Annotated in this window: 14 protein-coding genes and 1 pseudogene; 7 read left to right on the forward strand and 8 right to left on the reverse strand. The window is 70.5% G+C overall.

Annotated features, from left to right (window positions below; translation table 11 throughout):
• Window positions 1-222: energy-coupling factor transporter transmembrane component T (locus tag IFT89_RS17480; RefSeq protein WP_244650825.1), on the forward strand; the 222-nt coding region annotated here is incomplete at its 5' end.
• A 71-nt stretch (window positions 223-293) separates the two neighbouring features.
• Here the strand turns inward: IFT89_RS17480 and IFT89_RS17485 are convergent.
• Complete coding sequence (locus tag IFT89_RS17485; protein ID WP_064294237.1) at window positions 294-479, reverse strand: hypothetical protein; 186 nt, start codon at window positions 477-479, stop codon at window positions 294-296.
• On the reverse strand, window positions 476-928 hold the full coding sequence (locus IFT89_RS17490; RefSeq protein WP_137242295.1) for a hypothetical protein: 453 nt from the start codon (window positions 926-928) through the stop codon (window positions 476-478). Before IFT89_RS17490 ends, IFT89_RS17485 begins: the two co-directional genes overlap by 4 nt.
• Before the next feature lie 107 nt (window positions 929-1,035).
• Here IFT89_RS17490 and IFT89_RS17495 point away from each other — a divergent pair, with 107 nt between their 5' ends.
• Window positions 1,036-2,127 carry an Rv2578c family radical SAM protein gene (locus IFT89_RS17495; protein WP_202939598.1) on the forward strand — a complete coding sequence of 364 codons (1,092 nt, stop codon included), beginning with the start codon at window positions 1,036-1,038 and terminating at the stop codon, window positions 2,125-2,127.
• Between the two features lie 68 nt (window positions 2,128-2,195).
• On the opposite strand, the gene IFT89_RS17500 is transcribed toward IFT89_RS17495, so the two are convergent.
• Window positions 2,196-2,618, reverse strand: coding sequence for a GNAT family acetyltransferase (locus IFT89_RS17500; RefSeq protein WP_137242297.1), 423 nt, complete (start codon window positions 2,616-2,618; stop codon window positions 2,196-2,198).
• 67 nt (window positions 2,619-2,685) lie between these two features.
• Here IFT89_RS17500 and IFT89_RS17505 point away from each other — a divergent pair, with 67 nt between their 5' ends.
• Window positions 2,686-4,203 (forward strand): carboxylesterase/lipase family protein, encoded by a 1,518-nt coding sequence (locus IFT89_RS17505; RefSeq protein WP_202939599.1) that lies wholly within the window; start codon window positions 2,686-2,688, stop codon window positions 4,201-4,203.
• Window positions 4,204-4,259: 56 nt separating this feature from the next.
• On the opposite strand, the gene IFT89_RS17510 is transcribed toward IFT89_RS17505, so the two are convergent.
• Window positions 4,260-6,644, reverse strand: coding sequence for a DEAD/DEAH box helicase (locus IFT89_RS17510; protein WP_202939600.1), 2,385 nt, complete (start codon window positions 6,642-6,644; stop codon window positions 4,260-4,262).
• A 244-nt stretch (window positions 6,645-6,888) separates the two neighbouring features.
• On the opposite strand from IFT89_RS17510, the gene IFT89_RS17515 reads away from it, so the two are divergent.
• Window positions 6,889-8,751: a glycoside hydrolase family 15 protein gene (locus tag IFT89_RS17515; RefSeq protein ID WP_274605596.1), complete on the forward strand. Its 1,863-nt coding sequence runs from the start codon at window positions 6,889-6,891 to the stop codon at window positions 8,749-8,751.
• A 54-nt stretch (window positions 8,752-8,805) separates the two neighbouring features.
• Here the strand turns inward: IFT89_RS17515 and IFT89_RS17520 are convergent, their stop codons facing one another.
• The gene (locus tag IFT89_RS17520) at window positions 8,806-9,291 is read right to left on the reverse strand and encodes an NUDIX hydrolase (protein ID WP_202939602.1); all 486 of its coding nucleotides are present in this window, start codon (window positions 9,289-9,291) and stop codon (window positions 8,806-8,808) included.
• Between the two features lie 65 nt (window positions 9,292-9,356).
• On the opposite strand from IFT89_RS17520, the gene IFT89_RS17525 reads away from it, so the two are divergent.
• Complete coding sequence (locus IFT89_RS17525) at window positions 9,357-9,971, forward strand: antibiotic biosynthesis monooxygenase (protein WP_191940512.1); 615 nt, start codon at window positions 9,357-9,359, stop codon at window positions 9,969-9,971.
• Between the two features lie 26 nt (window positions 9,972-9,997).
• Here the strand turns inward: IFT89_RS17525 and IFT89_RS17530 are convergent, their stop codons facing one another.
• Window positions 9,998-10,966, reverse strand: coding sequence for an AraC family transcriptional regulator (locus tag IFT89_RS17530; RefSeq protein WP_202939603.1), 969 nt, complete (start codon window positions 10,964-10,966; stop codon window positions 9,998-10,000).
• 99 nt (window positions 10,967-11,065) lie between these two features.
• Here IFT89_RS17530 and IFT89_RS17535 point away from each other — a divergent pair, with 99 nt between their 5' ends.
• Window positions 11,066-11,548, forward strand: coding sequence for a hypothetical protein (locus IFT89_RS17535; RefSeq protein ID WP_064294230.1), 483 nt, complete (start codon window positions 11,066-11,068; stop codon window positions 11,546-11,548).
• Between the two features lie 59 nt (window positions 11,549-11,607).
• Here the strand turns inward: IFT89_RS17535 and IFT89_RS17540 are convergent, their stop codons facing one another.
• Entirely contained in the window at window positions 11,608-12,360 is a 753-nt protein-coding gene (locus tag IFT89_RS17540; RefSeq protein WP_307783540.1) for an IclR family transcriptional regulator, read from the reverse strand.
• A gap of 117 nt (window positions 12,361-12,477) precedes the next feature.
• On the opposite strand from IFT89_RS17540, the gene hutH reads away from it, so the two are divergent.
• The gene (gene hutH, locus IFT89_RS17545) at window positions 12,478-14,094 is read left to right on the forward strand and encodes a histidine ammonia-lyase (RefSeq protein WP_202939605.1); all 1,617 of its coding nucleotides are present in this window, start codon (window positions 12,478-12,480) and stop codon (window positions 14,092-14,094) included.
• Window positions 14,095-14,201: 107 nt separating this feature from the next.
• On the opposite strand, the pseudogene IFT89_RS17550 reads toward hutH, so the two are convergent.
• Window positions 14,202-14,705: pseudogene (locus tag IFT89_RS17550) on the reverse strand (hypothetical protein); the annotation flags it as partial.

Raw genomic sequence — 14,705 nt, forward strand, 5'->3', positions numbered from 1 at the left:
ATCGCCGCCGTCCGCCGCGCCGGCGGCACCGTCGTGCCGCTGCTGGCCGGCGCCATCCGTCACGCGGAGCGGGTCGCGCTCGCCATGGACTCCCGCGCGTTCGGCGCCCATCCGCAGCGCACGGAGCGGACCCGCATCCCCTTCCGGACCCGCGACTGGTGCTTCATGGTCGCCTTCTGGCTCGTGAGCGCCGCCCTCCTGTGGCGGAGCCTCGCCGCCTGAGCCCATCGGACCGCTTGATGACGTCGCGCGACGGTGTGTGGCCCCAAACGCTGGGACCACACACCGAGAACCTACTTGGCTGAGTCTCCCGGCTTGGAAGGCAGACTGGCCGCGATGATCATGACGGCCATACTGAACGCGATCGCCAATTGACCGGATTGCAGGCCGAGGGGGTCGAGCAGGCCACCCACCACGACGTACGCAGCAAACAGCGCAGACACGAATGCGAGGAAGAAGCGCAGCTGACCGTTGGTCAAGAGGCCAATCCATAGAAGGTCGCTTCGAACGACGCCATGAAAACCGGCCCCATGATCACGCCGAGGGCGGCAACCGCCGTGGCCCTCGTCTGCCACTTCACTCCTTGGTACTGCGTGAGGGTTACGCCGGCGTAGTACACCCGTGCACCGGCGGTTCGACCTGCTTGATCGGCGGCCATTCCGGTCGCTAGGACGGCGCCCACGATCGCCAGTACAAGGGGCGCACCATCGGTTTCGATCGTGTCCGTGGAGAGATCGCTCGGCTCGGCTGCAGCGGCGGTCGAAACCGGACCTCCAGACGAAGACTCGCGTTCAGAGGCCGACGCTGGCCCCGTTTGCGCGAGAACGACGGACGCTGCTGTCAGCCCGACCAAGATGATCTTGAAAGCAGCTCGAGAGCGCACGGGTCGACGGTCGGTCTCGGACTGGATGGATGGATGAACAGCCATTGTTCACACCTTTCTCTATGTGTCTGGAATACTAAAACTTCAGACTCTGACAGTCAATGACGGATGCCAAATGACCGCCTCAATCGAATGTATGTTCTAATGGAGGCATGCGGTGGAGCGGACAGGAACTCGGGGTTGAGACGACGTCGGCGCTGCCGGGCCTCGCGAAGCTGAACAACCTCGTGCGCAGCGTCCAGACGCCGGAGTTCGCCGGGATCACCTTCCACGAGGTGCTCGCGAAGTCGGCGCTCAACCGCGTGCCCGGCCAGTCCGTGATGCCGTTCGGGTGGACCATCAACCCCTATCGGGGATGCTCGCATGCGTGCGTGTACTGCTTCGCACGACCGACGCATTCGTACTTGGACCTCGATGCCGGGAAGGACTTCGACTCGCAGCTCATCGTCAAGGTGAACGTCGCCGAGGTCCTCGAGAAGGAGCTCGCGAAGGCGAGCTGGGGCAGGCACCCGGTGGCACTCGGCACGAACACTGACCCGTATCAGCGCGCCGAGGGCAAGTACCGGCTCATGCCGGGGATCATCAACGCCCTCGCCGACTCGGGAACCCCGTTCTCGATCCTGACGAAGGGCACGCTGCTCCGGCGAGACCTGCCACTCCTGGCCGAGGTCGCTCAGCGCGTACCGGTCGACCTCGCCATGTCGATCGCCATCTACGACGACGAGCTGCAGCAGTCGATCGAGCCCGGCACCCCGACGGCGGCGACCAGACTCGCGACCGTCCGCGCGGCTGCCGACCTCGGCTTCGACGTCGGGGTCTTCATGATGCCGATCCTCCCCTACCTGACCGACACCGTCGACCACCTCGACCTCGCCCTGTCGCGCATCCGCGAGGCGGGCGCGAGCACCGTCCTCTTCTCGACCCTGTACCTGAAGGCCGGCGTCAAACCCTGGTTCATGCAGTGGCTGTCGCGAGAGCACCCCGAGCTCGTCGACCGGTACACCTCGATGTACGCCGACGGCGCCTACGCCCCGAAGGAGTACCGGAAGTGGCTGGCCGCGCGCATCCGCCCGATGATCCGCGAGCACGGGCTCGAGCGCGGCACCGAAGACCCCGCCACCGGGGGTGTCCGCTCGTCGGCGCTCGGCATGTTGCGCGACGGGTACGGCGAGCGGGCCGAGCTGCGCAAGCGCGCCCCGGAGTTCGTCACGACCGGCCTGCAGGTCCAGCCGACCCTGTTCTGACCCGTTCGTTCGCCCATTCTTGGGCGAGCCAACGCCCGTTTGCCCAAGAATGGGCGAACGAACCGGCGTCAGGCGTCGGGGATGAGCCGCTTGCTGAGCAGCGCGACCTCGTCGGTGCCGTACCCGAGCGCCTCGTAGAACCCGATCACGCGGTCGTTGCCCGTCCGGACCATGAGGTTGATCTTCGGGCACCCGAGTTCGATGAGCAGACGCTCGGCCTCTGCCATGAGCCGCCGTCCGAGCCCGCCGCCCTGCTGGGCCGGCGACACCGCCAGGTAGTGCACCCACCCGCGGTGGCCGTCGTACCCCACCATCGCGGTGCCGACGAGGGCGCCGTCGCCGTCGATGGCGACGAGGAACAGCTCGGGCTGCGTCGTCGACTTGCGCTCGATGTCCTTCGCCGGGTCGTTCCAAGGCCGGGTGAGCCCCACGGTGTGCCAGAGCGCGATGACGGCCTCGGTGTCGGAAGGCGTGAAGGGACGGATCTGCATCAGCCCAGTCTTCCGCACACGCGGCGTCGATACAGTTGGTCACCCGAGCATCGACGAACGGACCCGTATGAGCATCGACCCTGGCCTGGAACCGACCGGCGAACCGATCCCTGCGCATGGCGGATCGACGCCGGTCACCGTCACCATCGGCAGCGGCCCGATCACCGGGGTCACCGAAGCGGGTGTCTCCCGATTCCTCGGTGTCCCCTACGCGGCAGCACCGTTCGGCGACGACCGCTTCCGACTCCCCCAGCCGGTCGTCCCCTGGGAGGACGCCCGCGATGCGACCCGCCCCGGCGCGACCGCCCCGCAGCCGCCCTACACCGGCGCGGTCGGCGAACTGCTCGCCACGGTGACGGTGCCGGGCAACGAGATCCTGAACCTCAACGTCTGGACCCCGGCCGAGCGGTCGGACACCCCGCTCCCGGTCATGGTGTGGATCCACGGTGGCTCGCTCGTGCACGGCTCCAACGCGCTCGACTCGTACGACGGCACCGCGTTCGCTCGCGACGGCGTCGTCCTCGTCTCCATCAACTACCGCCTCGGGTCCGAGGGGTTCTCGGTGCTCGACGACGTCCCGCTGAACCTCGGTCTCGCCGACCAACTCGCGGCGTTGACGTGGGTGCAGGACGAGATCGCCCGCTTCGGCGGTGACCCCGACAACGTCACCGTCTTCGGCGAATCCGCGGGCGGGGCCTCGGTCGCGGCACTCCTCGCGCACCCGGACGCCTCGTCCGTGATGCGACGGGCGATCATCCAGAGCGGCCCGCTGCGCTCGGAACCCCGAGAGCGCTCCGGCCGGATCTCGAAGCTCATGGCCAAGGACCTCGGCGTGCCGGCCACCAGGGCCGGCTTCCGCCGTGTGCCGCCCGAGGGACTCGTCGGGGCCCAGGAACGGGTGATGGGCGGAGGCAACCCGCTGACCGGCGGTCCGGGATTCTCGATCACGACGTCGTCGCCACTCGCGCCGCTGAGTCCGCTGGACGCCCTGGTGTCGGGCGGCTCCGCCGACATACCCGTGCTCATCGGGACGACGACGGAGGAGCACCGACTGTTCCTCGTCCCGACCGGCATCGCCCGGCGGATCACGCGCCTCCAACTGTTCGCGGCGCGACTGCGCTTCGGAGTCAGTGCGTCGGCCGTGCGGACCTTCCGCCGCAGCCGTCCGAAAGCGAAGTCCGGCGAGATCCTCGGGGCGATCGCCACCGACATCCTGCTCCGCGTCCCACTCAATCAACTGGCGGACGCACGCGCCGACAACGGCTCGGACACCTGGGTGTACGAGTTCGCCTGGCGGAGCCCGGTCGGCGGGGACGGCGAGGGAGAGCTCGGTGCGGCCCACGCGATGGAGATCGGCTTCGTCTTCGACCACCTCGACTCCCCGGAGGCGGTCCGCATGGCGGGCCCGTCCGCCCCGCAGTCGCTCGCGACCGCGATGCACGACGCCTGGGTCGCGTTCGCGAAGACAGGGGACCCGGGCTGGCAGCGTTGGGACGCCACCCGTCCGGTCCGGACCTTCGACGGGGTCGACGACGCCGTCGTCCTCGCGCCGCGCGACGACGAGCGGGCTGCCCTCACCCCCTGACACGCGAGAACGCCCGCCGAGCGTGAGCTCGGCGGGCGTTCCTGATGCGGTGCGGACTACGCGGTGGCGATGTCCTCGACGAGCTGGTCGCCGGGGGCGGCGTCGTCAAACGCGGCCTCGATCTCAGCGCGGTCGAGCAGTTCGGTCATCCGGCGGCGACGGGCCTTGGGGATGATCGTGACGACGCGACCGATCTTGCCGGCACGACCGGTGCGGCCGGCACGGTGCAGGTACGTCTTGTACTCGTCCGGGGCGTCGGCCTGCACGACGAGCGTGATGTCGTCGACGTGGATGCCGCGGGCGGCGACGTCGGTGGCGACGAGCACGTTGACCCGACCCGAGGTGAGCTTCTCCAGGTTGCGCGTGCGGCGCGCCTGGTTGAGGTCGCCGTGGAGCGAGACGGCGGGGATGCCCGCCATGCCGAGCTGCTCCGCGAGACGCTCGGCGTAGGCCCGGGTGCGAGCGAACACGAGGGTCTTCTCGGTGCGGTTGACGAGCTCCTCGATGAGGCGGTCCTTGCCCTTGTGCTCCACCACCAGCACGCGGTGATCGATCGTGGAGGACGCCTGGTCCTCACCGGCGACCTCGTGCACCGACGGGTTCGGGAGGAACTCGTTGACGAGGGCTGCGACACCCTTGTCGAGGGTGGCGGAGAAGAGGAGCTTCTGGCCATCGGGCGCGGTGCGACGCAGGATGCGCTGCACGGGCTCGAGGAAGCCGAGGTCGCACATGTGGTCGGCCTCGTCGAGGACGGTCACCGTGACCTGCGAGAGGTCGAGGCGCCCCTGCTCGATGAGGTCCTCGATGCGACCGGGCGTGCCGACGATGATGTCGACGCCGCGCTGCAGTGCGCCGACCTGGCGACCCTGCGGGACACCGCCGTAGATCTGGGTGGTGAAGAGGCCGACGGCGCGCGCGATGGGCTGCACGGTGCGGTCGATCTGCAGGGCGAGCTCACGCGTCGGGGCGAGGATGAGGGCGCGGGGCTTGCGACCCGGCTTGCGGTTCTTGCCGCCGCCGTTCTCCATGAGCTTCTCGACGAGCGGGGCACCGAAGGCGATGGTCTTGCCGGAGCCGGTGCGGCCACGGCCGAGCACGTCGCGGCCCGCGATGACATCCGGAATGGTCGCCGCCTGGATCGGGAACGGGCTGTCGGCGCCGAGCTCGGCCAGTGCACGGACGATGTTGCCGCCGAGGCCGAGGCTCTCGAAGGTCACACCCTCGACGTCGCCGGCCTGGATCGCGTCGGCCTCGAGGCGCTCGAGCACCACATCGTCCTGGGGCGTGTAGGAGCCGGCATCGCGCTTCGGGTAGTAGTCGCTGCCACGGCCGGCGTCGGACGCGCCGCGGTCGTCGAACGAGCGCTTCGGGCGGTCGTCGAAGGACCGCTTGGGGCGGTCGTCGTACGAACGCGCCGGGCGCTCCTCGAAGGAACGCTTCGGACGGTCGTCGTAGGAACGCGCGGGGCGGTCGGTGCGGTTCGCCTGACGCGGGTCACCCTGACGGGCCGGGCGGTCACCGTAGGAGGGACGCTCGGTCCGCTCGCCGCGGTTGTACGCGGGACGCTCGGTGCGGTCACCGTAGGAGGGACGCTCGGACCGCTCGCCACGGTTGTACGCGGGACGCTCGGTGCGGTCACCGTACGAGGGACGCTCCGTGCGCTCACCCCGGTTGTAGGCCGGGCGCTCGTTGCGGTCGCCACCACGGTTGTACGCGGGACGGTCGTTCCGGTCGCCGTAGGAGGGACGCTCGGACCGCTCGCCACGGTTGTACGCCGGACGCTCGGTGCGGTCGCCACCACGGTTCGAGGCCGGGCGGTCGTTCCGGTCACCGTAGGAGGGACGCTCGGCCCGCTCGCCACGGTTGTACGCAGGACGCTCGTTCCGGTCACCGTAGGACGGACGCTCGGACCGCTCGCCACGGTTGTAGGACGGGCGCTCGTTCCGGTCGCCACCGCGGTTGTACGCAGGACGCTCGTTCCGGTCACCGTAGGACGGACGCTCAGTCCGCTCGCCACGGTTGTAGGCGGGGCGCTCGTTGCGGTCGCCACCACGGTTGTACGCAGGGCGCTCGTTGCGGTCGCCACCACGGTTGTACGCGGGACGCTCGTTCCGGTCGCCACCACGGCTGTACGCGGGACGCTCGTTCCGGTCGCCACCACGGTTGTACGCAGGACGCTCATTGCGGTCGCCGCGGGGTGCGCGGTCGCCGCGCTCCTCCGACTCGAAGCGGGCGGCGCGCTCGGCACGCTCGTCTGCGTTCCAGCGTGACTTCTGCGGCGCTCCACCGGCGTCGGGACGGTAGCCGCGGTGGCCTTCGCTCTTGCTGCCGGACTTCGCGCCTGGGCGTGAGCCGAAAGGCCGCTTGTTCTCGCCGTACTTGGACTTGGGGTCGAAGTTCTTGGCCGGGCGTTTGCCGGCGGGGGTGTTGTTCTTGGGCATGGAGAAATGCTTTCCGGGTTATAACTCGTTCGCATGAACAACCTGCATGACTCACACAGCGCCATCCGAAACCTCGGCTGCGCTGCGGCATGCTCATACCCGGGCGATCACTGGCCGGGGCCGTCCACATCATGTGTGTGTTCGCGGAGTTCTCTCCGACGAAACCGGCCCACCAGACTGACATAACCCTCCGCGGTACAAACGCGGTGTCTAGAGCCGACTCACCTACGTTACCCGATCCACCCTGAGAAGTCACGGAGCATGGCTCCCAGGCAGGCCCGCGGCGGCGTGGCAGCATGGGTGCATGCCCAGCCCCATCGAGGATTACGCCCTCATCGGTGATTGCCACACCGCCGCGCTCGTGTCGTCGGAAGGCAGCATCGACTGGCTGTGCCTCCCCCGGTTCGACTCGCCCTCGATGTTCGGCGCACTGCTCGGCACCGAGGACCACGGCTGCTGGACGGTCCGGCCCGCCGACGCGCGGGCGACGGCGAGCCGCGCCTACCTCGACGACACCTTCGTCCTCGAGACCGTCTGGACGACCCCCGACGGGCAGGTGCGCGTGACCGACCTCATGCCCCACGGCGACCGCCGGGCGGATGTGGTCCGCCGGGTCGAGGGGCTCAGCGGCACCGTCGCGGTCGACGTCGAGGTGCGCCTCCGCTTCGGGTACGCCGACGCGATCCCGTGGGTGCGGCAGCTCCCGGACGGCTCCGGGATCGTCGCGGTCGCCGGCCCCGACGCCGTCGTGGTCCGCGGTGTGCACCTGACGGCGTCCGATCACGCCCACTCGGCGACCGTCGAGGTCTCCGCGGGCGACACCGTCGACCTCACCCTCACCTGGTACCCCTCGCACCGCGAGGTACCGGACCCGGTCGACGTCGGCCCGCGCATCGACCACACGATCGCCTGGTGGCGCGACTGGGCGTCCCGCTGCGATCCCGCCGACGAGTACGAGGAGGCGGTCGTGCGGTCGCTACTCGTCCTCCGTGCCCTCACGCATGAGGACACCGGGGGCATCGTCGCCGCCGCGACCACGAGCCTGCCGGAGTCGTTCGGGGGCGTCCGCAACTGGGACTACCGCTACGTCTGGCTGCGCGACGCCTCGCTGACCCTCGAAGCCCTCATGCAGCACGGCTTCACCGAGGAGGCGCACGACTGGCGCAGGTGGCTCCTCCGGGCGATCGCCGGTGATCCGAACGACCTGCAGATCATGTACGGCCTCGCCGGCGAACGCCACCTCGTGGAGGAGGAGCTCGACAGCCTCCCCGGCTACCTCGGCGCCGCCCCCGTGCGCGTCGGCAACGGCGCCTACACGCAGTACCAGGGCGACGTCTTCGGGTCCGTGATGATCGCCCTCGACGAGGCGCGCTCGGTCGGTCTCGCGGACGACGACTTCTCGTGGAGCCTCCAGCGCGCGCTGCTCGGCGTCCTCGAGGAGCACTGGAACCGTCCCGACCGCGGCATCTGGGAGGTGCGGGGCGACGAGCAGCACTTCACCCACTCGCGCGCCATGATCTGGGCGGCGCTCGACCGCGGTGTCCGCGCGGTCCGCGAGCACGGCCTGGACGGGCCCGTCGAACGCTGGGAGGCCCTCCGCGAGACCCTCCGCGAGACGATCGAGCGCGAGAACGTCGACCATGCACGCGGGTGCTACGTCCAGCACGCCGGGACGACCGAGGTCGACGCGTCGCTGCTCGTCCTCGCGCAGATCGGCTACGTGGCGCCCGACGACCCGCGCATGCTCGCGACGGTGGCCGCCATCGAGGAGGACCTCCTCCAGGACGGTCTGCTCCTGCGCTACCGCACCACGAGCGGGGTCGACGGTCTGCCGGGCGACGAGCACCCGTTCCTCGCGTGCTCGTTCTGGCTCGTGCAGCAGTACGCGGCCTCGGGCCGACTCAACGACGCCCGCGAGCTGATGGACCGGCTGCTGTCCTTCCGCAACGACCTGGGCCTGCTGTCCGAGGAGTACGACGTGCAGCAGGCGCGGCAGGTCGGCAACACCCCGCAGGCGCTCTCGCACCTCACCCTCGTCCGAGCCGCCGACGCCATCGCCGCAGCCACCCCCTCCCCCTCCAGCCCGCGAACTGTCACCAAACGCTAGTCACGGGCCCCGGAACGAGCCTCAAGTGACAGTTCGCGGGCAGGTGGAGGGACATCAGCGGGTGAAGCGGGCCGCGCGCTCGTCGGAGGCGGCGAGCGCGATCCGGGTGCGGAAGTTCTGCGAGACCTGCTCCGGCAGGGCGTCGAGCGGGAACCACCGCGCCTCGGAGTTCTCGCCGTCCGCCGGATACGGCTCGCCCGACTCGTAGCGGCATCGGAACACGAGGTCGATGTACTGCGTGATGTCGCCGTTGTCGTAGACGTTCTGCGGGAGCACCTGCACCTGGGCGAGACGCTCGGCGACCGCGACCACGGCAGCCTCCTCGAGGACCTCGCGCTCCGCCGCCACCGCGGGCTCCTCACCCGGGTCGATGATGCCCGTGACCGGCGTCCACGCCCCGTTGTCCTGGCGCCGGACGAGCAGGACCTCGGCCTCGGGTGTCCCGAGACCGCGCAGGACCACCGCGGTCACCCCCGTCAACCAGAGGGGCGCGTGCCCGATCCGCTCGCGAAGGGCCAGTACGAAGTCAGGAGTCGCCATGCCTCGACTCTACGGGGGCGGCACCGGGACACGAGATCGAAACACGAGTGCGGTCTACTGGGCGTATGGAACACGATCCCATCACCGTCTCGATCGAGCGACGCGTCAACCCGGCGTCGATCTCCGAGGCCACCATCTGGGTCCAGGCGGGCATCAACCTGGCGAACCGGTACCCCGGCTTCCTCGGCTCCGGCTGGGTGCGCGCGGGTGCCGAGAGCGACGTCTGGTACATGCTGTACCGCTTCGCGGACGAACAGACGCTGACCGACTGGGAGGAGTCGAAGGAACGCGCCTGGTGGCTGTCGAGCGGCCGCGAGTTCATGGAGCAGTCCCGCGTCGAGCGGCGCAGCGGGATCGAAGGGTGGTTCGACGCACCGGACGGCATCCTCCGCGTCGAGGAGGCCGAGCTCTCCGGCGACCCGGATCCGATCCCGCCCGCGCCGCCGCGCTGGAAGCAGGCGGTGAGCATCTGGTTGGGCTTCTTCCCGCTCAACCTCGTCTTCACCCTCCTCGTCACGGCGCTCGTGCCCGGTTGGGAGCCGCTCGGTGTGTTCCTCCATGTGCTCATCTCGACGCTCGTCCTGACGCCGATCATGACCTACTGGCTCCTGCCGCTCGTCACGAGGCTGCTGCGGCCCTGGTTGACGGCTCCGCGACGAAGCGGGCGCACCGCAGGCTGATCCGGCGGCCTGACGACGCTGCGACGTCAGGCGTCCTCCGCCTTCGTCTGCTCCCGGAACTGGCTCGGGCTGAGACCGGTGTGCGCGACGACCGCTCGACGGAGGTGCGCCTGCGAGTGGTAGCCGCATCGGGTCGCGACCTCGGCGATCGACAGGCCCCGGTGATCGGGGTCCGAGAGGAGGGCGAGCGCGAGCTGCACCCGCCGCTCGGCGATCTCGCCCGCGGCGCTCGTGCCCGAGCCCTCGAACACCCGTTGCAGAGACCTGGTCGACATGTTGAAGCGACGCGCCAGCGTCTCCGGTCGCAGCTCCCGCTCGGCGAAGGACGCGGCGATGTGCTCGATGATCCGGAGCCGGAGCGGAACCCGCCCGGCCTCACCCTCGGCCCGGAAGAGGTCGTTCTCCGCGTAGAGGGTCGCGAGCATCGTGTCGATCACCCGGCAGAGTCTGAGCTGCGCGGCGCCGCCGATCGGTTCGAACGCGGAGATGACCTCCACGAGGAATGCGGCGCTGGCCCGCAGCAGCGGCGACGGTGCCAACGGGCCGAGGGCGCTCGTCGGGGCGATGCCGAGGCGGCGGAGCGCACGCATCGGCACGAACACGTACAGATAGGTCGCGTGGTCGTGGATCGTCGTCCGGTAGGTCTCGGCGCCCTCCGTGAGCGTCCCGGTCCCGGGGAGCAGGTCGAGTTGCTGTCGGCCGTGGACCAGACTGGCCGCCCCCTCGATGAGCATCACGATCGTCGCGACCGGTTCATCGAGCCCGTAGGCGTCGGCGACGACGTCGAAGGTCCCGGGCCCGACCGTGTTGCGATGGAGGACGTACTCGCCGAGCGTGATCGAGTCGACGGTCATCGAGAACCGATCGGGGTCCACCTCCACGAATCGCAGTGCGCCCGACACCTCGTGCATCCCGGTCGCACCCTCGAACCGTCGTGTGGTGATGCGGCCGCGCGCAGGGAACCGACCGGATAGGGCATCATCAGGTGCGGGCATCATCGGACCCTTCGAAGAGATCCTCCACCCTCGCACAGGGTTCCGCCCGAATCGAGGGGTTGCCAGCCGCATCGCACAGTGGTCGGCGATACTGGACTGATGATCTCCGCTGACCTCGCCCGAGCGCTCCGCACCGCCGGCCTGCGCTGGACTCCCGAACCCGGCGACCGCTTCACCATCGACGGCGGTGAGCTCGCCGGCGACGTGTTCACGGTGAGCGAGATGACCGTCGAGGTGCACGAGCACCCGGGTGGCCGCAGTTTCGGCTTCAACGGCACGACCGAGTGGGCGTTGGACTCCGTCGATCAGGAGGAGACGCTCTGGCTGCCGTCGGAACACCAGCTGCGTGCCCTGCTGCGCGGCTCGTTCCGGTCGCTCGAACGCGCGGTGTCCCCGGCTGCGCCGACCGACGGCGAGCCGACACTCGACGACGAACTCGACGTCCTCCTGTCGTTGGGCGACGCCGAGGCGTACACCGTCGTGGTCGAGCTCGGCGGCGAACTGCGACGGTTCAGCGCCGCGACGGCGCCCGACGCTTACGCGACCGCCCTGCTCGAGCTCATCCTGCGCTCGGTCGCCTGACCACGGTTCCGGAGCCGCCGCACCGCCCGCCCGCACCGCCCGCACGCTCCGCCGAGCGCTCAGCGACCCCGGATCCGCCGCGACAGCTCGGCCGCCGCCGGGTGGATCTCGCGGGCCAACCACGCCGGATCGAGCCCGGCATCGGCGTCGTAGGTGACCGCGATCGCCGCCGCCGGCCACCCCGTGTGGTCGCGGACGACCACCCCGACACTCGCGAGACCGAGCGTCACCCCGCCGGCCTCGCGCGCATAGCCGTCCTGGGTCGTCTGGGCCAGGACCTGACGGAGCTCCCGGTACCGCTTCGGCCCGTGGCCGGTGCGGTCGACGAACGCCGCCTGGTCGGGGAACAGGGCGCGCAGCTGGCCGGCCGGGAACGCGGCGAGGATCGCGCAGCCGCTGGCGGTCAGGTGAGCCGGGAGGCGCACACCGACATCGGTGACGAGGTGCGGCCGACGCGGGGCGCGCTCATCCACGATGTAGAGCACGTCCCGGCCGTGCAGCACGGCGAGATGCGCGCTCTCACCCACCCGGTCGACCAGCTCGGCGAGCAACGGGCGCCCGAGCATGCTGAGCGGCTCCTGGCGCGCGTAACCACCGGAGAGTTCGAAGGCGGCGACCCCGAGCCCGTAGCGACGGGCTTCGGGCAGGTGGACCACGAAGCCGTGCTCCTGCAGCACGCTGAGGAGGTGGTAGACCGTCGATCTCGGCAGGTCGAGTGCCGAGGCGATCGCCGCGGCCGGAAGCGGGCCGCGGGCGCCGGCGAGATGGCTCAGCACACGAAGGGTGGCGTCGGCTGCCGGGACCTGACTCACCGCTGACCTCGTCTCCGCGGCTCGAACACGGCCGCCTGGTCGTCCATGTCTGTCATCCCAGACACGGACGACTCTACGCGCACCGCCGCGGTGGGCGCCCGGGTGTTCCATCGGAATATGGACATCCAGCCCGGCGCGACCCCGACCACTAGCGACCCGACGACCTCCGGTCGCCCGCATCCCGAGCCCGCCGAACCGGCCTCGGTCGTCCTGGGCGCCGGGCCGCTGTCGATCGACGAGGTCGTCGCCGTCGCCCGACACGGCGCACGGATCGACCTCGACGACGAGGCCCTCGACGGTGTCGCCGCATCCCGTCGGATCATCGAGGCGCTCGCCTCCGACCCCGAGCCCCACTACGGGATCTCGACCGGGTTCGGTGCGCTCGCGACCACGTTCATCGAGCCGACGCGCCGCGCGCAGCTGCAGGCGAGTCTCGTCCGCTCGCACGCCGCCGGCAGCGGCGAGGTCGTCGAGCGGGAGGTCGTGCGTTCCCTGATGACGCTGCGCCTCTCGACGCTCATGACGGGCCGCACCGGTGTGCGGGTGGAGACGGTCCGCGCCTACGCGGCGATGCTGAACGCCGACATCACCCCGGTCGTGCGCGAGTACGGGTCGCTCGGATGCTCCGGCGACCTCGCGCCCCTCGCGCACTGCGCGCTGGCGGTGATGGGCGAGGGTGAGGTGACCGACATGTCCGGTCGCGTGCGCCCCGCGGCGGACGCGCTCGCGGATGCCGGCCTCCAGCCGGTCCAACTCGCCGAGAAGGAGGGACTCGCGCTCATCAACGGCACCGACGGCATGCTGGGGATGCTGGCGCTCGCCGTGGACGACCTGCGGATGCTCTTGCGCACCGCCGACGTCGCCGCGGCGATGAGCGTCGAGGGCCTGCTCGGCACGGACGCGGTGTTCGCCGCCGACCTGCAGGCCCTGCGCCCGCAGTCGGGTCAGGCCGAGAGCGCCGCGAACCTGCGGTTGCTGCTCGACGGCTCCCCGATCGTCGCCAGCCACCGGGGTCCCGAGTGCACCCGGGTGCAGGACGCCTACTCACTGCGCTGTGCCCCGCAGGTGCACGGTGCCGCCAGGGACACGGTCGACCACGCCGCGATGGTCGCCGCGCGGGAGCTCGCGAGTGCCGTCGACAACCCGGTCCTCACGCCGGACGGGCGGGTCGAGTCGAACGGGAACTTCCACGGTGCCCCGGTCGCCTACGTGCTCGACTTCCTCGCGATCGCCGTCGCCGACGTCGCGTCCATGTCGGAGCGCCGCACCGACCGCTTCCTGGACCGGAGCCGGAGCAACGGCCTCCCGCCGTTCCTCGCGCACGAGGTCGGGGTCGACTCGGGCCTCATGATCGCTCAGTACACGGCGGCCGGCATCGTGAGCGAACTGAAACGCCTGGCACACCCGGCGTCCGTCGACTCGATCCCGTCCTCCGCGATGCAGGAGGACCACGTCTCGATGGGCTGGGCGGCGGCGCGGAAGCTCCGTCGGGCGATCGACGGTCTCAGCCGGGTGCTGGCGATCGAGGTCATGACGGCAGCCCGTGGCCTCGACCTGCGCAACCCGCTCGAGCCGGCCGTCGGCACCGGGGCGGTGCTCCGCCGGGTGCGTGAGCAGGTCACGGGTCCCGGACCCGACCGGTTCCTCTCCCCCGAGATCGAGGCGGTCACCGCGCTGGTGCAGTCGGGCGAGGTCGTGCGGGCGGTCACCGGCGCGGTCGGCGATCTCCGCTGAGTCGGGCGTCGCACGACGAAGCCCTCGGGCGCCGGTGACGGCGTTCCCGAGGGCTTCGTGTCGAGGGGCTCGAACCTCAGCTCATCGACCGAGCGGGAGGTGGTCGATCACGGCCACTGCGCGCGGCGGCGCTTCGGCCGTTCGGTGCCCGAAGACGGCTCAGTCCCGGGTGCCGGGTCGGCATCGGGCTTCGGCTCAGCGTCAGGCGTCGGCTGGGTGTCGCTCGTCGGGCTGGAGTCAGCAGGGAGCTCGGACTTCTGCGCCGCCTCAGCCTCTCCGGCCGGCTCCGTCTCCAGGACCGGCTCGGGCTCGGCGACCGGCTCAGCCGTCGCTTCCGGCTCAGGCTGCACCGCAGGGGCTGCGTGCTCGCCGGAATGAGCGACCTCGTCCGCAGGGGCGTCGGAGACCGCGTCGGGAAGGGTGATCGCTTCGGTGCGCGGCAGCTCGTCACCCGTCGCCACATGCGCCCCGTGCACCTCGTGGGCTTCGTGCACCTCGTGCGCGGCCGGGCGCGTCATCGGTCGATCCGCCGCCGGCTCAGTCGGCGCAACGACCGGCGGCTCGGGTGCGGCATCCGCCGGTTCCGCGTCAGCCGGAGCGGCGCCGTCTGG

It is taken from the genome of Plantibacter sp. CFBP 13570, from assembly GCF_014841395.1.
GTDB lineage: Bacteria > Actinomycetota > Actinomycetes > Actinomycetales > Microbacteriaceae > Plantibacter > Plantibacter auratus.